A 20,004-nucleotide genomic window follows, 5' to 3' on the forward strand; every position below is an offset into this window, starting at 1 on the left:
CGCGCGCCACCTGCACGGCCTGCGACAGCGGCTGGGTGATGCTGCGCACCAGCAGCCAGGCCAGCAGCACGCCCAGGCCCAGCGACAGCGCACTGCAGACCACCAGCACCAGGCTGGTCCTGGCGCGCAATTCCTCGCTGCGCTGCGCGGCTTCGTCCAGCGCCTTGCGTTCGGTGTCGACCATCTTCTGCACGCCGGCCAGGTAGTCGCGCGAGGTGGGCTCAAAACGTTCGGTGAAAATCCGGTTCGCGCCTTCGAGGTCGCCGGCCTGCTTGGCCTTGCTGACCTCCTCGCGCGCGGCCAGGTAGGTCTTGCGCAGTTCGCCCACCTTGTCGAAGAGCTGTTTCTTCTCGGGCGTGTCCATCTGCTGCTCGATGAATTTCTGCAGCTCGTTGGTGTCCTTGATCGAGGCCGCCGTGGCCGGCGCGAAGAAGGCGATCAGGCCCTGGTCGCTGCTCTTGGCGATGGCCGAAGCGCGCTGCACGCCCGAGGTGGTGTGGCGCAGCCAGTCGGCGCCTGCCCGCTCGGTCTTGACGTTCTGCTCGACCATGGCCTTGATCTCGCCGCCCAGCTGGCTGAGCTTGAGGACGGCGAGCACGCTGCTCGCCACAAACAGGGCGAGGATGATGCCGACCACGACGGCCAGGCGCTTGCCGATCGAAATATTGCCTAAAAACATGAAAAAAACTCCAGAACTGAAAGGGGGCGGCGCTCAGGCCGTGGCGGCAGCGTTGATCAAAGCCATGTCGCTGCTGGACATGAGCTTGTCGATGTCGACGAGGATGAGCATGCGTTCATCCAGCGTGCCCAGGCCGATGAGGTATTCGGTGTCCAGCAGCGCACCCATCTCGGGGGCAGGCCGCACCTGTTCAGGGCTCAGCGTGATCACGTCCGAGACGCTGTCCACCACCATGCCCATGACACGGCTGGCGATGTTCAGGATGATCACCACCGTGAACTGGTCATAACTCGGCGTGCCCAGGTTGAACTTGATGCGCATGTCCACGATGGGCACGATGATGCCGCGCAGGTTGACCACGCCCTTGATGTGTTCGGGCGCATTGGCGATGCGCGTGACGGTGTCGTAGCCGCGCAGCTCCTGCACTTTCTGGATGTCCACGCCGTACTCTTCCTGGCCCAGCGTGAAGGCCAGGAATTCCAGTGCCTTGGCGGCGGCCGGCGTGGGGGTGGGGTTGTTTGTTGCGTGCATGCGCGCTCCTTGGGCTCGATGGGGATGGCTGTGTATGTCTATCGACTGATGGCGGTGAAAACTTAAGTTCTGTTTTTTCCGACTTGGGCTTCGGGTAAAGGGTATCGGGTCATGGGGTTTGGAATAGGGGGATAAGCGGGGGTTTATGGGCTTATCTTCCGGGAAGCCGGGTGGATAAGCCGGTCTTGCTCCGGTGGGGGTGCTTCCTCTGTGCTCTCTTCTGAGTTCTGCTGGCCGGGGATTGCCCGGCAGCAACTCACTTTCTTTTGGCGAAGCAAAAGAAAGTGAGTTGCTGCCGGCAACCCCGGCCAACCGCCCTATGCAGAGGGCAGACGCGTCACGACATAGCCCTAGCAACCCGAGGGCGGGCGACCGCAGGCACCGCAGCAGGCTTGCGCGCCGCCGGCTCCAAGCCCAGCAGCGCGGCCAGGCTGGCGCGCAACCTGCTAATGGCCTGGCTGTGCAGCTGACAAACCCGCGACTGCGTCACATCCAGCACCGCGCCGATCTCACGCAAGGTCAGCTCTTCGTCGTAATACAGGCTCAGCAGCAGCTGCTCGCGCTCAGGCAGCTCGCCTATGGCCGCCACCAGCTGGCGCCGGAAGTCGCCCTGCAGCAGCTGCGTCAGCGGTTCCTCGGCCAGCACGCGGTCGCCGTGGTCCTGGCGGTCCAGGAAGTTGTTTTCGCGCTTCTCGCCGTCGCCGCGGTCGAAGTCCTCGTAATAGACGAGCTGGCAGCCGTGGATCTCATTGAGCAGCTGCTGGTAGGCCTCCAGCGGCAGCTCCAGTTCCTGGGCGATCTCGCGCTCATTGGGCGCGCGGCCCAGCTTCTGCTCCTGCGCGCGCACCGCCATGGAGACATTGCGCGAAGACTTGCGCAGGCCGCGCGACACCCAGTCGTTGGCGCGCAGCTCGTCGAGCATGGCGCCGCGTATGCGCTGGCTTGCGTAGGTCTCGAACTTCGCGCCCTGGTCGTCCTGGTATTTTTCGGCCGCGTCCAGCAGGCCCATCATGCCGACCTGGATCAGGTCGTCCAGCTCCACGCTGGCCGGCAGCCTGGCGATCAGCTGCAGCGCCAGCCTGCGCACCAGCGGCGCGTGCTGGGCCAGCAGCTCCGACGGGGCGGACTGGGCCAGCTTTCCCTGGGGGGTGTACATAGACATCGAGGATTCCTCCTGCTTCTTGAAGGGTCGGGGGATCAGGCCGCGGCCGGGGACATCCGGCGGGCGGGCACTTCGCCGGTCACGCCGGCCGCGACGGGCAGCACAGGCCCTGTGCGGTTTTCCGGCGGCGCGGGCCAGCGCAGCAGATCCCCTGCCAGCCGGTCCACGTCCAGCGCGGCCGGGCTACCTGGGAAGGCCTCGACCACACTCATGTTGAGCCAGCGCGCCTGCGCCAGTTGCACGTCCTCGCGTATGCAGCCGGCCGGCTCCAGCGCCAGCGCGAGGTAGCTCTTGGCGACACTGGCCAGGTTGGCCAGGATGCGATTGGCATCGTTTGCGCCCACCGCGTGGTTGACCAGCACGCGCATGCGCTGCAAGGCATGCGCCTGCTGCAGCCGCTTGATGCAGGCATAGGCGGCCGTGATGGCCTCGACCTGCGGCCGCAGCACCACCACCAGCTCGTCGGCCTGGGCGGCCAGCGGCGAGAGCAGGCCCTCGCCGTCCAGCCGCGCATCGACCAGCACCAGCCGGCCCTGCAGGCGCGCATAAGCGGCGGGCACACCGCCGCACTCGTCGATCACCTGCACGTCCTGGCCCAGCCGGGCCAGCGCCGCCGCCAAGTTCATCGTGACGCTGCTCACGCCCACACCGGGTGCGCCGCCGACAAAAGCCAGCAGCCGCCCCGGGCTGTTCGCCATCAGGCGCCTGAGCCCGTCGGCCTGGTCGGTCACCGGTTTTTTCACGACGTGGTCCTTAGCCTCGCGCCGCGGGCAGGGGCGCCGGCGAAGGCGCGACGCCTTCAGTCTCCAGCGCATCGAGCAAGACCAGCAGCTTGCCCAGTCCTTCGAACAGCACGGCGGCCGGCACCGGCCGGCCCGGCCGCACGGCGCGACCGGCCAGCTGCGCCAGCGCGCGCCGCGCCGTCTCGGCCCAGCCGTCCTGCAGGCCTTGCAGCAGGAACACCGTGGCGCAGGCCTGGCCGGCGATCAGCCGGCGCGCCGGCACGGCGGCTGCGTCCATCTGGCCGATGCCTTGGCCCAGCAGTTTGAAATAGGGTTCGGCGGCGCTGCGCCAGCTGGGCCACTGCGCCATGCGCCGCGCCGGGGCGCGCACGCCCTCGCCGGCCAGCACATAGCTGTGCGCCAGCAGCTTGCCGGTCACGGCATCGACCATGCGCCTGACCACACAGCGCAGCACCGGCAGGGGCGGTTGCGTGCCCGGCGCCATCTCGTCCAGCTCGGGCCGCAGGCTGATGCGCGCCTCCGCCACCGACATGAAGGCCGCCTTCTTGCGGTAGACCACCGGCAAGGCCGTGCCGAAGACCAGGCCCGCGGCCAGCCTGGCCAGAGTGCCGCGCGCGCCAGTGTCCGCATCGACGATGCGCAGCGCCGAACTGCCGGCCGCCGCCCAGGCGCGCCCTTCGTCCTTCCACTGCCGGATCAGCCGGGCGTCTGGCACACGCGCGAACAGGTGGACCACGGTTTTGTCGAGCGCGGGCTGCAGCGCCCAGCCGGCCGGCTGCTGCGCATCGGCGGGGCCTTGCAGCGGCGCCGCAAACACCTGGCCGGTGCGGTCGGACAGCAGCAGCGTGCTGGCGAGCGATTGCGGCGCTTCACACTCTTGAGAAGCCAGGCGCGCTTCACCCCCCACCGCCAGCACATAGTCGCCGCACAGCGCCGCGGCGTCGTCAATCGCCTGGAAGCTCAGCGCGCGCGACACGCGCTGCTCGCCCTGCTCCGCTGTTTCGCCGTCCGCGCCCGCGGGGGCAGCAAGCTGCCGCCACAGCGCGCGGGTTTGCTCAAAACCTATGCCGCCCTGCGACAGCGCCGCCGCATTGGCGGCCAGCTCCTGCGCGTTGTGCGTAAGGGCCTGGATCAGCTGCCGGCATTGCGCGCGCAGGCGCTCGCTGGCGGCTTCAGCCCTCGCCGCTTCCGCCGCCGCACGCTCTGCATCGCCGCCGTCCTCGGGTTTTTCTTCAAGGTCGGATTCGCCGGGCACAAACAGCGCGCTGCGGCTGCCGGCCTGAAACACGCTGTCGACCAGGGCCTTGCCGTCGGCCGGCACCAGGTGCTCGGGGACCTTCTGGCCGCTGGAGATGTAGTGCACCGGCAGCTGGTGGCGTATCGCCATGTCGATCAGCGCGCCGGGGTGCGTGGCCTCGTCGACCTTGGTGAAGATGCAACCCGCCAGGTCCCACTCGCCGCCAGGGCGTTCGCCATGGCGGTAGGCCTGCACGACTTCGTTGAGGGTGTCGCCGTGGCTGGAGGCATTGAGCAGCAGCAGTCGCTTGACCGGCCGGTTCGCGCCGCAGAGCATCGCGATCTGCCCGGCGACGGCGCGGTCGCGCTGGCTCATGCCCACGGTGTCTATCAGCACCATGTGTTTGTCGCGCAGGCCGGCCAGCACCCGGTCCAGGTCGGCCGCGTCCTTCACCGCGTACACCGCCACGCCCAAGATCTGGCCGTAGATGCGCAGCTGCTCGTAAGCGCCTATGCGGTAGCTGTCGGTGGTGACCAGGGCCAGCTTGTCGGCGCCGAAACGCATCACGCAGCGCGCGGCAAGCTTGGCGGTGGTGGTGGTCTTGCCCACGCCGGTCGGCCCCATCAGGGCGTACACGCCGCCCTCGTCGAGCAGCGCGCCCTCGTCTTCGAGCAGCGGCATGCGGCGCGCGAGCTCGGCCTTCGCATAGTCCATGCCGAGCGCGTGGCTCTGGCCCGTGGGCAGGTCCTGCAGGATGTCTTTCGCCAGGCGCGCGCTGAAGCCCGCACCCAGCAAGGTGCGCAGCAAATGGCCGCGCACCGGGTCGCGCCTCTGCTTGTCGTTCCAGGCCATGCCGGCGAGCTGCTCCTCGATCATGCCGCGCATGGAATGGATCTCGCGCAGCACGGCCTCGCTTTCGGCGGCTGGCGGAGGGCTGGCGGGCCGGTTGGGTGCGGCGGCTGCAACGGGGGCTGTCACGGGCACGGCAACAGACGCCGCGGCAAAGCCTTCCAGCGCCGCGACGACTTCCACGCCCTCGGCCGTCACGCGGTTCGACAGCACCACGGCGTCGGGGCCCAGGCGTTCGCGCACCAGGCGCAGCGCCTCGCGGCTGGAGGGCGCGACGACCTGGCAGGTCGAGGCGGCGGAATTCGGGGTGTTCACAGGGCGGCTCCAATCGTGGCGGTCACTTTGATGGTGCGGGTATCGGGTATCTCAGCGTGCGACAGCACCTTGAGCTGCGGCAGGCTGCGGCGCAGGAAGCGCGCCAGCAGCACACGCAGCGGGTGCTGCACCACCAGCACAGGCGCCAGGCCCAGGCCGGCCTGCCGGTCCATGGCCTGCTGGGCTTCGCGCAGCAGCTTGTCGGCCAGGCCCGGCTCCAGGCCGGCGCTGTTGCTCAGGGCCTGCAGCAGCACACGGTCCAGCGAGCTGTCCAGGCCTATGACCTGCAGCTCCTCGTCGCCCGGGAAAATATGCTGGACGATGGCGCGTGACAGCGCCAGGCGTATCAGCGAAGTCAGCTCGGTGGTGTCGTTCACCGTCGGCGCGTTCTCGGCCAGCACGTCGAGGATGGTGCGCATGTCGCGTATCGGCACGCTTTCATCGAGCAGGTTCTGCAGCACTTTCTGCAGCGTCGTGAGCGACAGGGTCTTGGGCACCAGGTCCTGCACCAGCATGGGCGACTCCTTGCCGATGCGGTCCAGCAGCTGTTGCACTTCCTGCCGGCCCAGCAACTCGGCGGCGTGCGCGTGGATCAGGTGGTTCAAATGCGTGGCCACCACGGTGCTGGCATCGACCACGGTGTAGCCGTAGATCTGCGCCTGCTCGCGCAGGCCGCTGTCTATCCAGACGGCGGGCAGGCCGAAGGCCGGGTCGCGCGTCTGCGTACCCGGCAGGCTGGCGCTGACCTGGCCCGGGTTGATGGCCATCCACTGGCCCGGGAAGGCTTCGCCCTGGCCGATCTGCACGCCCTTGAGCTTGAGCACGTAGGCGTTGGGTTTGATCTCCAGGTTGTCGCGGATGTGGACCACCGGCACCAGGAAACCGATGTCCTGCGCGAACTTCTTGCGTATGCTTTTGATGCGGCCCAGCAGCTCGCCGTTCTGGCTTTTGTCGACCAGCGAAATCAACCGGTAGCCGACCTCCAGCCCCAGCGGGTCGACCAGCGCCACGTCGTCCCAGCTGGCCTCCTGCGATTCGGCCGGGGCCGGCGGCGGCGGCGCTTCGGCCGCGGTAGCCCCGCCCGCGGCGGCGCGACGCATGATGCGCCGCCCCAGCCAGACCAGGCCGCCCGCGATGATCAAAAAGGCCAGGTTGGGCATGCCCGGGATCAGGCCCATCAGGCCGATCACGCCCGCCGTCAGGAACAGCACCTGCGGATTCGCGAACAGCTGGCCCGTGAGCTGGCCGCCCACGTCCTCGTCGGTGGTGACGCGCGAGACGATGACGCCGGCCGCTGTGGAGATCACCAGCGCCGGGATCTGCGCGACCAGGCCGTCGCCGATGGCCAGCAGGGTGTAGGTCGTGGCCGCCTGCGAAAAATCCAGGCCGTGCTGGGCCATGCCGACGATCAGCCCGCCGATGATGTTGATCACCAGGATCAGCAGGCCGGCCACGGCGTCGCCGCGCACGAACTTGCTGGCGCCGTCCATGGAGCCGTAGAAGTCGGCCTCCTGCGCGACTTCGGCGCGGCGCTTGCGCGCCACGTCCTCGCCGATCAGGCCGGCGTTGAGGTCGGCGTCGATGGCCATCTGCTTGCCCGGCATCGCGTCCAGCGTGAAGCGCGCGCCCACCTCGGCGATACGGCCCGCGCCCTTGGTGATGACCATGAAGTTGATCACCACCAGGATGATGAAGACCATCACGCCGACCGCGAAGTTGCCGCCGACCAGGAAGTGGCCGAAGGCCTCGATGACCTTGCCCGCCGCGTCCGGCCCGGTGTGGCCCTCCATCAGCACCACACGCGTGGAGGCGACGTTGAGCGACAGGCGCAGCAAGGTGGTGAACAGCAGCACGGCCGGGAAAGCCGCGAAGTCCAGCGCCTTCATGGTGTACATGCTGACCAGCAGCACCATGATGGACAGCGCGATGTTGAAGGTGAACAGCAGGTCCAGCAAAAACGGCGGCAGCGGCAGCACCATCATGCTGAGGATCAGGATGATCAGCACCGGGCCGGCCAGGCCCTTGCCCTTGCCGCCGGCCATCATCTGGCGCGGCAGCCGCATCAGGTCGTCGACCAGCGTCATGCGGCGCTCCCCAGCAGGGCCGGTGCGGCCGATGCAGCAGGCGCGGCTTGCGGATCCAGCGACTCAGGCACCGGCAGGTCGCGCGGTGCGCGCGGCGGCGTGGCGCCGCCCTCGGCCGCGCGCTGCAGCTGGTAGGCCCAGGCCAGCACCTCGGCCACCGCCGAATACAGCGCCGCCGGGATTTCATCGCCGAGCTTGGTGTGGCGGTAGAGCGCGCGCGTCAGCGGCGGTGCTTCCAGCACCGGGATCTTGTGCTCCTCGGCCATGGCGCGTATGCGCAGGGCCACCAGGTCGGTGCCCTTGGCGATCACGCGCGGCGCGCGCATGTCCTTGTCGACGTACTTCAGGGCGACGGCGAAGTGCGTGGGGTTGGTGACGATGATGTCGGCCTTGGGCACCTCGGCCATCATGCGGCGCTTGGCCATCTGTTGCTGCTGCCGGCGTATCTGCGCCTTGACGTGCGGGTCGCCCTCGCTTTCCTTGTTCTCCTGGCGCAGGTCTTCGCGCGACATGCGCAGCTTGCGCGCGTGGCTCCAGAGCTGGTAGGGCACGTCGATGCCGGCCACCAGCAGCAATGAGGCGATGATCAGCGCGCAGCTCACCGCCACCAGGTGCAGGGTGTGCGGCAGCGCGGCATGCGCGGGTTCGCGCATCAGGCCCATGATGGCGCCCAGGTCGTCGGCGATCACCCACCAGGCGACGCCGCCCACCAGCACGGACTTGAGCAGGGTCTTGGCCAGCTCGGCCAGCGACTCGACCGAAAACATGCGGCCTATGCCGGCGATGGGGTTGAGCTTGGAGAAATTCGGCGCCAGCGACTGCGCCGACAGCAGCCAGCCGCCCAGCAGCATGGGCGCCACCAGCGCGGCCACCAGCATCATCAGCAGCACCGGCAGCAGCGCCTGTGCGGCATGCAGCAGCGCACCGCCGGCCTGGTTCATCATGTGCGCCGGGTCGAAGGCCGAGGCGCGCTCGAACTGCAGGCCGTTGCGCAAGGCGCTGTTGAAGTGCCCGCCCATCATCTCGCCCAGCATCCACAGGCCGCCCACACCCGTGGTCAGCATGACAAAGGTGACAAGCTCCCGCGACCGCGCGACCTGGCCCTCTTCGCGCGCCTTTTCCAGGCGCCGGGGTGAGGCCGGTTCGGTTTTTTCGAGATCACTTTCTTCCGCCATCCATACTCCGCAGCGTCGGGCGCAAGGGGCGCCCCGTCTCAGGAATTATTGGGGGGAGGGGTGAAAATCGATCAGGGAAACAGGCCGGGTATCGGGCTGTTCTTTGGGCAATAAGGAGGGCCTGATGTTTACTCCTTCCCCCGCTGGGGGAAGGTTGGGATGGGGGCTCGCGGCGCTTGATGTTTCGTCGCGCATATTCGAAGGCCGGCTGGCCCCCACCCCTGCCCTCCCCCAGCGGGGGAGGGAGCAAGAGCGGCACCGGGTTTACTCCTTCCCCCGCTGGGGGAAGGTTGGGATGGGGGCCAGCGGCGCTTGAAGTGGCTAGAAACCGAGGCTTGCCAACAAATCGTCGACCTGCCCCTGCCCGTCAACCGCATCGGCATTGCCAATCTTGATCTGCGGACCATTCAGCAGCCCATGCCCCGCATCCTGCCGCTTCTCCGGCGGCGCGTTGTCGATCAGCAGCTGCAGCAGCTGCGTCTCCATGTCCTTGATCACGTCCATCATCTTTTTGATGACCTGGCCGGTCAGGTCCTGGAAGTCCTGGGCCATCATGATTTCCATGAGCTGGGCATTGGTGGCGCTGGCCTGCTGCGGCGCATCGGCCAGGTAGCTGCGTGTGTCCTTGACGAGTTCGCGCGCGTCGTCGAGTTCCAGCGGGCTGTCGAACCAGACGTCCCAGCGTTTGCCCAGCGCCGTCGCTTGTTTGGAGAGGTTTTCCTGGATGGGCTGGGCCACGTCGATGGCGTTGAGCGCCCTTTCAGCGGCGCGCTCCGTCATCTGCGCCACATAACTCAGGCGGTCGCGCGCATCGGGAATCGCCTCGGCGGCGCGGGCGATGCTTTTGTCCAGCCCGAGCTCGCGCATGCCTTCGCGCATCTGGCGCGTCAAATGGCCTATGCGGTTGACCAGCTGTTCGGCCGAATCGCCGGTGGAGACGGAGGTGGGGAAAGCTGCTTCCTGGCCCATGTCACGCCCCTTCCTTCTCGATCTTTTCGAAGATCTTGTTGATCTTCTCTTCGAGCGTGACCGCGGTGAAGGGCTTGACCACATAACCGTTGGCACCGGCCTGGGCCGCCGCGATGATGTTTTCTTTCTTGGCCTCGGCCGTCACCATGAGCACCGGCAGCTTCACGAACTGCGGGTCGGCGCGTATGGCTTGCAACATGGCCAGGCCGTCCATATTGGGCATGTTCCAGTCGGACACCACAAAGCCGTAGTTGCCGGCCTTGACCTTCTCCAGGCCCGCGGCGCCGTCCTCGGCTTCGTCGACGTTGACGAATTCCAGTTCCTTGAGCAGATTGCGGACAATCCGGCGCATGGTCGGGAAGTCATCCACGACCAGGATTTTGATGTTTTTATCAACCACACTTCACTCCAGTTTTCTCGAATCAAACTCTCAAACACATGTCATCCGGACAACGCCACGCTAAAAAAAGCGCCGGCCGGAAGCCCCCAAAAAAATCACTACACCCGGTTCGCCCGCTCCCCGAAGGAGCGCAGGTGGGCCAGCACGCGCTGGCTCATCTCCAGCAGCGGCACCACCTCGTTCACCGCACCCAGCGCGATGGCCTCCCGCGGCATGCCGAAGACCACACAGCTGGCCTCGTCCTGCGCCAGCGTGTGCGCGCCGGCCTGGCGCATGCGCATCAGGCCCTCGGCGCCGTCGCGGCCCATGCCGGTCAGGATCACGCCGATGGCGTTCTTGCCGGCATGGCGCGCGGCCGAATCAAACAGCACGTCGACCGAAGGCCGGTGCCGGTTCACCGGCGGCTCCTGGTTGACCTGGGCCACGTAATTGGCGCCGCTGCGCGTCAGCGACAAATGAAAACCGCCCGGCGCGATGTAGGCATGGCCGGGCAGAACACGTTCGCCGTGCACCGCCTCGGACACCACGATGCGGCACAGGCCGTTGAGGCGTTGCGCGAAGGAATTGGTGAAGCCCGCCGGCATGTGCTGGGCGATCAGGATGGCCGGGCTGTCGGGCGGCAGCGGTTGCAGCACCTCGCGTATCGCCTCGGTGCCGCCGGTGGAGGCGCCGATGATGATGAGTTTTTCGGTGCTCAGCAGCGGGCTGTGCAGCATCGGTGCCTCAGCGCCTGCCCCGCCGCCCGTGGGCGCCGGGCGCCGCGCCGGCAGCAGCTTGGCCGCCGCCGCGATGCGGATCTTGCCGGCGATCAGGTCGGTGTAAGACAGCAGGCCGTCGCGTATGCCCAGGCGCGGCTTGGTCACAAAATCGATGGCACCCAATTCGAGTGCGCGCAGCGCGGCTTCCGAGCCGCGTTCGGTCAGCGAGGACACCATGACCACCGGCATGGGCCGCAGGCGCATGAGTTTTTCGAGGAACTCCAGCCCGTCCATGCGCGGCATTTCCACGTCCAGCGTCATCACGTCGGGGTTGTGCTGCTTGACCAGGTCGCGCGCGACCAGCGGGTCCGAGGCCGTGGCCACCACCACCATGTCGGGCTGGCTGTTGATGATCTCGGTCATCAGGCTGCGTATCAGCGCCGAGTCGTCGACGCACAGCACCTTGATCTTGTTCACGCTCATAGGGCCCACGCATTCTTGTTGGCCACATTGCGGGCCAGGTCGGGGTTGAAGATCTCGACGCTGCCGCGGCGCGCCGGCCGGCTCAGGTTGGCGGCCAGCGCCTGCTCCTCGTCGCGCACCAGCGCCACGTCGTCCTGCTGGCGCAGCTTGCGCATGGTGACCTTGCCGCTCACCGGGAAGTAGTTGATGCGGCGCGGATAGTTGCCGCGCAGGTCCTGGGCGGCCACGCGCACCTGCTCCATCTGCAGGTAGCGCAGCACGAAGTCGGCATTGCGCTCGCCGATGTTGAGCAAGGTCATGTTGGCCAGCACCGCGCCGCCGCCGAAGACCTTCGCCTCCAGCCGCTCGCGCCGGGCGCCGGCCTTGAACAGTTCGTTGAGCAGCATCTCCATGGCGTAGGCGCCGTAGCGCATGGAGGCGGCCGCGCCGCGCGAGGACGGGTCGGCGTCTTCGGGCAGCATGAAATGGTTCATGCCGCCTATGCCGGCCGTGGTGTCGCGCACGCAGGCCGAGACGCAGGAGCCCAGCACGGTGGTCAGCACCATGTCGCTGGAGGTCACAAAATATTCCCCGGGCAGCAGCTTGACCGCCGAGATGCCGAACTCGCGGTCGAAATAATGGTGGGTGGCCACCGTCTCCCGGTGCGCCGTGCTCATGGCGCGGCTTCCCTGGCCTTGTCGGCTTTGCCGGCTTTATCGCCGGGCGCCACCAGCTCGTACACCGTCTGGCCCTTGAGGCGCAGGATGTCGCTGGCAAACGAGAAGTTTTCCGAATGCCCGGCGAACAGCAGGCCGTGCGGCTTCATCAGCGGTGCGAAGCGCTGCAGGATGCGGCCCTGCGTGGGCTTGTCGAAGTAAATCATCACGTTGCGGCAGAAGATCGCGTCGAAAGGCTCGCGCAGCGCCCATTTGGCGTCCAGCAGGTTCAACTGCTCGAACTTCACCATGGCCGCGACCTCGGGCCGGATCCGCACCTTGCCGGCCTGTGCGCCCGCACCCTTCAGGAAAAAGCGCTTGAGCCGCACCGGCGAGAGCTTGCTGACCTGCTCCATCGTGAAGATCCCGGCCTGCGCCTTGGCCAGCACCTGGGTGTCGATGTCGGTGGCCACCACGCTGGCGGCAGCGCCCGCGGCACGATCGCCCAGCGCCTCGATCAAGGTCATGGCAATCGAATACGGTTCCTCGCCGGTCGAGGCGGCCGAGCACCAGACGCTCAGCGGCTTGGGGCATTTTTTGGCATGCTCGGCCAGCACCGGGAAATGGTGGGCCTCGCGGAAGAAGGCGGTCAAATTGGTGGTCAGCGCATTGGTGAACTGCTGCCATTCGTCACCGTTCGGGTCGGCCTCGAGGAAACGAAGGTAGGTTGCGAACTCCGTCAAGCGCAGCTCGCGCAGGCGCCGCGCCAGCCGGCTGTAGACCATCTGCCGTTTCTGCGTGCTCAGGGCAATGCCGGCCCGCTGGTGGATCAGCGTGCGGATTTTCGAGAAATCATGGTCCGTCAGGAGGAAATCCGGACCGGCCGACGAGGCCGTTGCGCCATGCAGAGGTGTATTCATAGGTTTTCAGGTCATCGCACGCACGACGCGCGCGCCTTGGCAGCAGGCAAATGACACATGGTCAATGTACAAAGGCTGCATCAATTGCCATGGCCCGAAAAGCATGAGAAAACACCCGCTTCTCTGGGTATGGCCGGGTGGCGAGCTCAGGCAAGGGCCGCTCTTGCTCCCTCCCCCGCTGGGGGAGGGCGGGGGTGGGGGCCAGCGGCCGTCAAAACACCTCCAGCGAAATATCAAACGCCGTGAGGCCCCCATCCCAACCTTCCCCCAGCGGGGGAAGGAGCAAACCCACCAAAGCCGTCGCAGCGCACTGCTCTTGCTCCCTCCCCCGCTGGGGGAGGGCTGGGGTAGGGGCCAGCGGCCTTCAAAACACCTCGGCGAAGTATCAAACGCCGTGAGGCCCCCATCCCAACCTTCCCCCAGCGGGGGAAGGAGCAAACCCACCAATGCCGTCGCAGCGCACTGCTCTTACTCCCTCCCCCGCTGGGGGAGGGTGGGGGTAGGGGCCAGCGGCCTTCAAAACACCTCGGCGAAGTATCAAGCGCCGCAAGCCCCCATCCCAACCTTCCCCCAGCGGGGGAAGGAGCATGGAAACCTAAATAGTGACGGTATGTGCCCAGGCCAGCGCCGCCAGATGCGCTTGATTGACGCGCGTAGACGTCATAAACAAGGCCTCAGCCAACTCCACAATCCGCCCATTCCGTTGTTCACCCGCTTCCACCAGCTGCAGGAAAGGCCCATACACCCCTTCGCGGCTGACCAGCGCCTGCACCACCGGCTCGGGCAGCAAAATCTGGCCCACCACTTTTTCCAGCGGTATGCCCAGCAGCTGGTCCAGCAGCGAGAACATGCCGACAAAGAACAGGTGTTCGGCTTCGGCGCGCGGCAGCAAGTCCTTGCCGAGCAGCTCGGCAAAACGCCCGCGCACAATCGCGGCCTGCAGCAGCGCGTGGGAATAGCCGGCCGTGTTGGTCGTGGCCAGCAGCACCGAGAGCCAGCGGAACAGCGGGGTGTAGCCCAGCATGGTCACCGCGTGGCGCAGCGATTCGATCTCGACCTCGATGCCGAAGCCCGGCGAGTTGATATAACGGAAGAGCTTGTACGACAGCGCCGCATCGCGCTTGAGCACGCCCTCGATATGCCGCACGTCGGCGTTTTCCTGGACCATCTGCATCAGCTGCAGGATAAAAATCGCCTGCGGGCTCAAGGCACCCGCATTGTTTTGGGGCCGCGGCGTGGTGCACAGGTTCTCGAAGAAGCCGCCCACACCGTGCGCGGCCGACATGTCGAACTCGCGCCAGCCCGGGAAATCCTGCACCACCACGGCCAGCGGCGGCTCGGCCTGCTTCGCGAGGTTGCTCAGCGCCGCAAAATCCGGGTGGCCCAGCGGCAGCTCAAGGTGCGTGGCCAGCGGCACCAGCGTCTCGGCATGCGTTTGCATAAACGCCAGGTCCGCGCCGCGCAGCGCCAGGCGCAGGCCCTGTTCGCGCATCGAAGCCATGCCGGCCTGGCAGTCTTCCGCCAGGTCCGCGCAGTCCAGCATCAGCACCGTGTTTGCGGGCGCCTGGCCGACCGACAGCCCGCCCGGCGGCACGCCATGGTCGGCATCGAGAAACAGCAGGCCGAGCTCGGCCGCCTGGGCGCGCTCGCCCACAAAGTCCAGCAGCTGGCGCACGTCTTCCCGCGCGTCGGTGGGGGCCGAGCTCTGCCAGGCCAGCCTGTAGCCGGCCACCTGTTGTTTGGGGTCCAGCAGCGGCGCTCTGACTAAAAATTTGTTTTCTGGCATGGCGATGGTCGATCCGGTTGTGGCTAGGGTTGTCTCGTGGGGCTCTGGGTGGCACCGGCCTGCCTTGCCCACCGGCCCTTCCCGCGGCTGCCGCTGGGCGGCGCCTGCAGGAAAGGCCGGCTGGCGGTCGCGCCGGGCATGGGCGGCCGCCGGTCGTCGGCAAGACGGTCTTTGGGGAAAACTGTAAGGAGAAAGGTTGAAAGCGATTGGCCGAAACAGGTAGGGATTCACCACTCTGTTTTCGGAATTGAGTTTTGGGGGTCTGTTCTCTCCGCTGAGGGCTGCTGGCCGGGGGTAGCCCGGCGGCTACTCACTTTTCTTTTGCTTCGCCAAAAGAAAAGTAAGCAAAAGAAAAGGCGACCCTGGTTGCTGCGTCCCTCCGCTGCGCTGCGGGCAACCTGCGGTGCTCGGTCCAGACGGGGTCTCGCTAAACTCGCTTCGCTCAAACAACGCGATCCCTGATCCGTCTGGACCTCCGCTCCTCGGCGCATCCACAAGGGGTGGGGAAGGAATACCAATACCTAAGAAACAAGGACTCGCCGTGGCGAGTCCTTGTTTTTCTTGGTTTGATTCTTTGTATTTTTTGTCCCCGCTCCCGTTCCCGATTTCCCCGTCCTGGCTGGGCCGAGGAGCGCAGAGACAAGCGGATCAGGGCTGGCGTTGTTTGAGCGAAGCGAGTTTAGCCAGACCCCGCTTGGCTCGAGCACCGCAGGTTGCCCGAAGCGAAGCGTAGGGACCCAGACTGCGGGTCGCCTTTTCTTTGGTGACTTTCTTTTGGCGAAGCAAAAGAAAGTTACTTGCTGCCGGCAACCCCGGCCAGCAACACATAGCAGAGGGCGCACCCGCCGGGACAAGACCTAGCGTAGACACCGCATCGCAATGTTCTACGAGCGGCTTACAAGTCCTCGGGAAGCAAAGCCCCAAGCGCCTCCCGCATAGAACGAACAATCAGCTGCTGCCGCGCACGAGGCATCCGTTCCATCGTCGAAGCCACACTGATCGCCGCAGCCGGGCTGCCATTCCTCCCAGGCACGGCCATGCCCACGGCCAACACCCCCTCAGTCGCGTGATTACCAATCACAGCCCACCCCCGTTCCCGCGTGGCGCGCACCAGAATCCCCATCCGCTCCGGCGTCATGCCGCCATACCGCCCCAGCACCGGCGCATTGGCGGCGATGACGCCGGCCGCGTCTTCTTCGGGCAGTGCGGCCAGCAGGGCCAGGCCGGCGGCCCCCACGCCCAGGGGCTGGCGGGTGCCGACCTGGATCACCAGCATCTGCACCGGGTGGGTGCCGACCTGGCGCGCGATGCAGTGCGAGGCCGCGCCCTCGCGCACGATGGCGAAAGCCGCGTCGCCGCAGGCCTGGCTCACGCGCGCCAGCACCGGCTGCAGGCGTGCCGCGAAATCCGACGGTGAAGGCGGCGGCGCCTGCAGCTGCGCCAGGCGCGGCCCGGCGACATACCGGAAGCGCCCGAGCGGCGCGACATAGCCGGCCTCGAGCAGCGTCGCCAGCAGGCGGTACACCGTGGCGCGCTCCAGGCCGGCGGCGCGGCACAGGTCGACCACGCGCAAACCTTCGCGGCCGCTTTGCAGCACGGCATCGAGCAACTGCAGGCCGCGCCGCAGCGTGCGGCTGCCGCCGTCGTCGTTGGCCGGTCCGGCTGTTTCGCTGACAGGGGATGCGGGGGATTTTGAAGAGCGGGAGGCCATGGCATGGGACTATAGAACGTCCGCTGGTCGGACGTTCGGGTTTGTCGCGCGGCAAGCCCTGGTCAAGAATTTCCCTGTTGCCGGCCCAGGCCCGGCACAAGCACCGCATACGCAGCGCATACGCAGCACATACCTACAACAGGAGACAGTCACCATGAATTTGCATCGCACCCCATCGCGCCGGCTGGCGCTCGCCGCCCTCTTCGCCACCCTCGCCTTCACGGCCGCCCTGCCCGCCCAGGCCCAGCCCGCGGCAGCCTGGCCGACCAAACCTATCAAGCTGGTCGTCGGCTACGCGGCCGGCGGCGCCACCGACGTCATCGCGCGCATTGTCGCGGCCGAACTCGGCAAGCAGCTGGGCCAGCCCATCCTCGTCGACAACCGCGCGGGCGCCAACAGCAATGTGGGCGCCGAGCTCGTCGCGCGCGCGCCGGCCGACGGCTACACGCTGTACGTCTACACCATCGCCAACACCATCAACGCCTCGCTCTACGACAAGCTGGGCTACGACCCGCTCAAAGACTTCGAGCCCATGGGCCTGATCGCCAAGGTGCCCAACATCCTGGTGGTGAACCCGCAGCTGCCCATCAAAACCCTGGCCGACTACGTGAGCTTCGCGAAGTCCTCGCCCAACGGCATCACCTTCGCGTCGGCCGGCAGCGGCTCGTCCATCCACCTGTCGGGCGAGCTCTTCAAGATGGCGGCCAAGGTCCCCATGCTGCACGTGCCCTACCGCGGCAGCGCGCCGGCCGTGACCGACCTGCTGGGCGGCCAGGTGCAGTCCATGTTCGACAACGCGCCCTCGGCCCTGCCCCATGTGCGCGGCGGCAAGCTGCAGGCGATTGCCATCACCAGCCCCCAGCGCTCGCCGCTGCTGCCCGAGGTGCCCACCGTGGCCGAGTCGGGTTTCCCGGGCTTTGACGTGCAATCGTGGTTCGGCATCGCCGGGCCGGCCGGCACGCCGCAGGCCGTGGTGCAGCGCGTCAACACCGAGCTGCTCAAGGTGCTGGCCCTGCCCGAGGTGCGCCAGCGCCTGCTCAACCTCGCGGCCACGCCCGAGCCCGGCACGCCCGCGCAGATGCGCAGCTGGACGCTGTCGGAAGCCAAGCGCTGGCGCGAAGTGGTCAAGCAGTCCGGCGCACGCGCTGAATAAGCAAGCAGCAAAAGAGAACACCCCGCATGAACCCGATTGATTTTTTCTGGCGCGCCGCCGAGCGCTGGCCCGAGCGCATCGCCATCGACGCGCCCGAAGGAACGCTGCGCTACGGCGCGCTGGCCGCCTGGGTCTCGGCCTTCGCGGCCGCGCTGGTCGAGAAAGACCCGGCCCCGCAAAGCCGCGTCGCCATCTGCGCCGGCAACAGCACCGAACACATCGCCGCACTGCTGGCCGTGCTGGCCTGCGGCAAGGTGTGGGTGCCGCTCAACCCCAAAAGCACACGCGCGGAAATCCGCCGCATCGTCGACGCGACCGAGCCCTCCATCCTCGTCACGGATGCCGATGGCGCCCCGCTGCTCGAGGGCGCGCCCGGGCAGCACATCCAATGCGGCGTGGCCGGCAATGACGGGGTGCCCAACATCGCCGCGCTCAGCGCGCGGCACGCGGGCGCGCCGCGCCCCAGCTTCATCCTGCCGCCCGAAGCCACCCAGGCCATCAAGTTCACCGGCGGCACCACCGGCGCGCCCAAGGGCGTGATGCAGACCTACCGCGCCTGGATGGCCAACATCAGCAACCAGATCCACGCCTGGGGTTTTGACGAGCATGAGCGTTATGTGATGGCCGCGCCCGTCACGCACGGCACCTCGACTTACCTCTTGCCCATACTGGCCCAGGGCGGCTGCCATGTGCTGCTGGCCGGCGCGGGCGCCGAGGCCGTGCGCACGGCTTTTAAAGAAAGAGGCGGCACCGTGAGCTTTATGCCGCCCACGCTGGTCTACATGCTGATGGCATTGCCCGGTGCATCACGCGCCGACTTTCCAAACCTGCGCCGGCTGATCTACGGCGGCGCCCCCATGCCCCCGGAAAAAATCCGCGAAGTCCGAAACTTCTTCGGCCCCGTGCTGGGCACCACCTATGGCCAGACCGAGGCACCGCAAATTTTGACCGTGATGCGGCCCGAGGATTTTGAGGACGAACGCAACTGGGCCGCCGTGGGCCGCGCCACCTGGTTCAGCGACGTCGCCATCATGGCGCCGGGCGGCCAGCTGCTGCCCGCCGGCGAGGTCGGCGAAGTCGTGGCGCGCGGCGACCTGCTGATGTCGGGCTACTGGCGCCTGCCCGGCCTGAGCGCCGAAACCATCGTCGACGGCTGGCTGCACACCGGCGACCGCGGCCGGATCGACGAACGCGGCTACCTCTACCTCAAGGACAGGCTCAAGGACCTGGTCATCACCGGCGGCTTTAACGTCTACCCCGTCGACGTCGAGAACGCGCTGGGCCAGCACCCGGCCGTGCACGAATGCGCCGTCTTCGGCATCCCCGACGACAAATGGGGCGAGGCCGTGCAGGCAGCGGTGCAGCTGCGCGCCGGCCGGCAGGCCACGGCGGCCGAACTGATCGCCTTTGTGCGCGAACGCCTGGGCCCGGTGCAGACACCCAAGCTGATCCACTTCCACGAGAACTTGCCGCGCTCCCCAGTCGGCAAGGTCCTCAAAAGCGCGGTGCGCGAACAAGCCCTGGCCGCCGCTGCGGCGACCACCACGGCGTGATGAATGACGAATGAAAGCCTTCCCATGACCAGCGCCAAAAAATCCCAAGCCAGACCCGTCACCAGCCTGTGCACCCACACCCTGACCAGCTTGCACTACCGCAACGCCGACCTGGTCCAAGACCTGATGGGCAAAAAGACCTTTACCGAAGTCATGCTCATGCAAATCCTGAACCGCGCGCCGCGCGGCGTGGACCTGCGCATCACCGACGCGGTGCTCATCGTGTTGATGGAACACGGCCTCACCCCCAGCGCGATTGCCACCCGCCTTGTCTATATGAGCGCCCCCGAAAACCTGCAAGGCGCAGTGGCCGCCGGCCTGCTGGCCGTGGGCAGCTCCTTTGTCGGCACCATGGAAAACTGCTCTGGCCTGCTGGACCGCATTGCCTCGGCCGCCGACCCCGACGCCGAAGCCTTGGCCATCGCCCAACATTACAAAACCCTCAAAAGCCCCATCCCCGGCTTCGGCCATCACCTGCACAAACCGGTAGACCCACGCGCCTACAAGCTGTTAGAGCTGGCCCGCGCCGAACCCGAACTGGCCGGCGACAAGATACGCGCGCTGGAGCGGCTGTCGGCGGCTGTCGATGCAGTCGCGGGCCGGCCCATCACGATCAATGCGACCGGGGCCGTCGCGGCGCTGCTGGGGGAGATGGGGGTGCCTACCGCTGTGATGCGTGGGTTTGCGGTGATTTCACGTGCGGCCGGGCTGGTGTCGCATATCGTCGAGGAGCAGAACAGTCCCTCGGGGCGGTTTATTTGGGAGACGGTGGAGGGGGCGGTGCCGTTTGTGGGAGCGGTTAGCTGATTCGCTGCAGGGAATTAAAGTTCAGCGCCAAAACTGGTCCAGGTATTTGAGCAACCGCATTCGGTGTTACCTCTGAAGGCGGAAGATAGTCATCAGGTAGATGTGGGAATGTTC

Annotated in this window: 17 protein-coding genes; 3 read left to right on the forward strand and 14 right to left on the reverse strand. The window is 67.0% G+C overall.

Annotated elements, in window-relative coordinates; genetic code table 11:
• The 14 genes from ACSQ27_RS24100 to ACSQ27_RS24165 all read right to left on the reverse strand — a co-directional run.
• Positions 1-679: MCP four helix bundle domain-containing protein (locus tag ACSQ27_RS24100; RefSeq protein ID WP_436158032.1), on the reverse strand; the 679-nt coding region annotated here is incomplete at its 3' end.
• Between the two features lie 33 nt (positions 680-712).
• Positions 713-1,210, reverse strand: a complete 498-nt coding sequence (locus ACSQ27_RS24105; protein WP_436158033.1) for a chemotaxis protein CheW — start codon at positions 1,208-1,210, stop codon at positions 713-715.
• Positions 1,211-1,547: 337 nt separating this feature from the next.
• Complete coding sequence (locus ACSQ27_RS24110; RefSeq protein WP_436158046.1) at positions 1,548-2,366, reverse strand: RNA polymerase sigma factor FliA; 819 nt, start codon at positions 2,364-2,366, stop codon at positions 1,548-1,550.
• Between the two features lie 41 nt (positions 2,367-2,407).
• Complete coding sequence (locus tag ACSQ27_RS24115) at positions 2,408-3,115, reverse strand: MinD/ParA family protein (protein WP_436158034.1); 708 nt, start codon at positions 3,113-3,115, stop codon at positions 2,408-2,410.
• A 10-nt stretch (positions 3,116-3,125) separates the two neighbouring features.
• Positions 3,126-5,516, reverse strand: a complete 2,391-nt coding sequence (flhF, locus tag ACSQ27_RS24120) for a flagellar biosynthesis protein FlhF (protein ID WP_436158035.1) — start codon at positions 5,514-5,516, stop codon at positions 3,126-3,128.
• A complete protein-coding gene (flhA, locus tag ACSQ27_RS24125) occupies positions 5,513-7,579 on the reverse strand; it encodes a flagellar biosynthesis protein FlhA (RefSeq protein WP_436158047.1) in 2,067 nt (688 codons plus the stop codon). Before flhA ends, flhF begins: the two co-directional genes overlap by 4 nt.
• A 17-nt stretch (positions 7,580-7,596) precedes the next feature.
• Complete coding sequence (gene flhB / locus ACSQ27_RS24130) at positions 7,597-8,775, reverse strand: flagellar biosynthesis protein FlhB (RefSeq protein ID WP_436158036.1); 1,179 nt, start codon at positions 8,773-8,775, stop codon at positions 7,597-7,599.
• 321 nt (positions 8,776-9,096) lie between these two features.
• Positions 9,097-9,744 (reverse strand): protein phosphatase CheZ, encoded by a 648-nt coding sequence (cheZ, locus tag ACSQ27_RS24135; protein WP_436158037.1) that lies wholly within the window; start codon positions 9,742-9,744, stop codon positions 9,097-9,099.
• A gap of 1 nt (position 9,745) precedes the next feature.
• Positions 9,746-10,144, reverse strand: a complete 399-nt coding sequence (cheY, locus tag ACSQ27_RS24140) for a chemotaxis response regulator CheY (protein ID WP_436158038.1) — start codon at positions 10,142-10,144, stop codon at positions 9,746-9,748.
• A 98-nt stretch (positions 10,145-10,242) separates the two neighbouring features.
• Positions 10,243-11,319 carry a protein-glutamate methylesterase/protein-glutamine glutaminase gene (locus tag ACSQ27_RS24145; RefSeq protein WP_436158048.1) on the reverse strand — a complete coding sequence of 359 codons (1,077 nt, stop codon included), beginning with the start codon at positions 11,317-11,319 and terminating at the stop codon, positions 10,243-10,245.
• A gap of 2 nt (positions 11,320-11,321) precedes the next feature.
• The gene (cheD, locus tag ACSQ27_RS24150; protein ID WP_436158039.1) at positions 11,322-11,981 is read right to left on the reverse strand and encodes a chemoreceptor glutamine deamidase CheD; all 660 of its coding nucleotides are present in this window, start codon (positions 11,979-11,981) and stop codon (positions 11,322-11,324) included.
• Positions 11,978-12,880 (reverse strand): CheR family methyltransferase, encoded by a 903-nt coding sequence (locus tag ACSQ27_RS24155; protein ID WP_436158040.1) that lies wholly within the window; start codon positions 12,878-12,880, stop codon positions 11,978-11,980. Before ACSQ27_RS24155 ends, cheD begins: the two co-directional genes overlap by 4 nt.
• A gap of 595 nt (positions 12,881-13,475) precedes the next feature.
• A complete protein-coding gene (locus tag ACSQ27_RS24160) occupies positions 13,476-14,666 on the reverse strand; it encodes an EAL and HDOD domain-containing protein (RefSeq protein ID WP_436158041.1) in 1,191 nt (396 codons plus the stop codon).
• Positions 14,667-15,561: 895 nt separating this feature from the next.
• Positions 15,562-16,377 (reverse strand): IclR family transcriptional regulator, encoded by an 816-nt coding sequence (locus ACSQ27_RS24165; RefSeq protein ID WP_436158042.1) that lies wholly within the window; start codon positions 16,375-16,377, stop codon positions 15,562-15,564.
• A gap of 154 nt (positions 16,378-16,531) precedes the next feature.
• Here ACSQ27_RS24165 and ACSQ27_RS24170 point away from each other — a divergent pair, with 154 nt between their 5' ends.
• The 3 genes from ACSQ27_RS24170 to ACSQ27_RS24180 are packed head-to-tail and all read left to right on the forward strand — an operon-like array spanning position 16,532 to position 19,890.
• On the forward strand, positions 16,532-17,530 hold the full coding sequence (locus tag ACSQ27_RS24170) for a tripartite tricarboxylate transporter substrate binding protein (RefSeq protein WP_436158043.1): 999 nt from the start codon (positions 16,532-16,534) through the stop codon (positions 17,528-17,530).
• A 26-nt stretch (positions 17,531-17,556) separates the two neighbouring features.
• Positions 17,557-19,083 carry a class I adenylate-forming enzyme family protein gene (locus ACSQ27_RS24175; RefSeq protein WP_436158044.1) on the forward strand — a complete coding sequence of 509 codons (1,527 nt, stop codon included), beginning with the start codon at positions 17,557-17,559 and terminating at the stop codon, positions 19,081-19,083.
• 24 nt (positions 19,084-19,107) lie between these two features.
• Complete coding sequence (locus tag ACSQ27_RS24180; protein ID WP_436158045.1) at positions 19,108-19,890, forward strand: citryl-CoA lyase; 783 nt, start codon at positions 19,108-19,110, stop codon at positions 19,888-19,890.
• Positions 19,891-20,004 lie beyond the last annotated feature (114 nt).

Source organism: Polaromonas sp. LjRoot131 (genome assembly GCF_964252805.1).
Classification (GTDB): domain Bacteria; phylum Pseudomonadota; class Gammaproteobacteria; order Burkholderiales; family Burkholderiaceae_C; genus Polaromonas.

Coding starts and splice junctions, on each gene's coding strand:
- ACSQ27_RS24105 (WP_436158033.1), bottom strand. CDS start 1,210: ATGCACGCAACAAACAACCCCACCCCCACGCCGGCCGCCGCCAAGGCA.
- ACSQ27_RS24110 (WP_436158046.1), bottom strand. CDS start 2,366: ATGTACACCCCCCAGGGAAAGCTGGCCCAGTCCGCCCCGTCGGAGCTG.
- flhA (WP_436158047.1), bottom strand. CDS start 7,579: ATGCGGCTGCCGCGCCAGATGATGGCCGGCGGCAAGGGCAAGGGCCTG.
- flhB (WP_436158036.1), bottom strand. CDS start 8,775: ATGGCGGAAGAAAGTGATCTCGAAAAAACCGAACCGGCCTCACCCCGG.
- cheZ (WP_436158037.1), bottom strand. CDS start 9,744: ATGGGCCAGGAAGCAGCTTTCCCCACCTCCGTCTCCACCGGCGATTCG.
- cheD (WP_436158039.1), bottom strand. CDS start 11,981: ATGAGCACGGCGCACCGGGAGACGGTGGCCACCCACCATTATTTCGAC.
- ACSQ27_RS24155 (WP_436158040.1), bottom strand. CDS start 12,880: ATGAATACACCTCTGCATGGCGCAACGGCCTCGTCGGCCGGTCCGGAT.
- ACSQ27_RS24160 (WP_436158041.1), bottom strand. CDS start 14,666: ATGCCAGAAAACAAATTTTTAGTCAGAGCGCCGCTGCTGGACCCCAAA.
- ACSQ27_RS24165 (WP_436158042.1), bottom strand. CDS start 16,377: ATGGCCTCCCGCTCTTCAAAATCCCCCGCATCCCCTGTCAGCGAAACA.
- ACSQ27_RS24170 (WP_436158043.1), top strand. CDS start 16,532: ATGAATTTGCATCGCACCCCATCGCGCCGGCTGGCGCTCGCCGCCCTC.
- ACSQ27_RS24175 (WP_436158044.1), top strand. CDS start 17,557: ATGAACCCGATTGATTTTTTCTGGCGCGCCGCCGAGCGCTGGCCCGAG.
- ACSQ27_RS24180 (WP_436158045.1), top strand. CDS start 19,108: ATGACCAGCGCCAAAAAATCCCAAGCCAGACCCGTCACCAGCCTGTGC.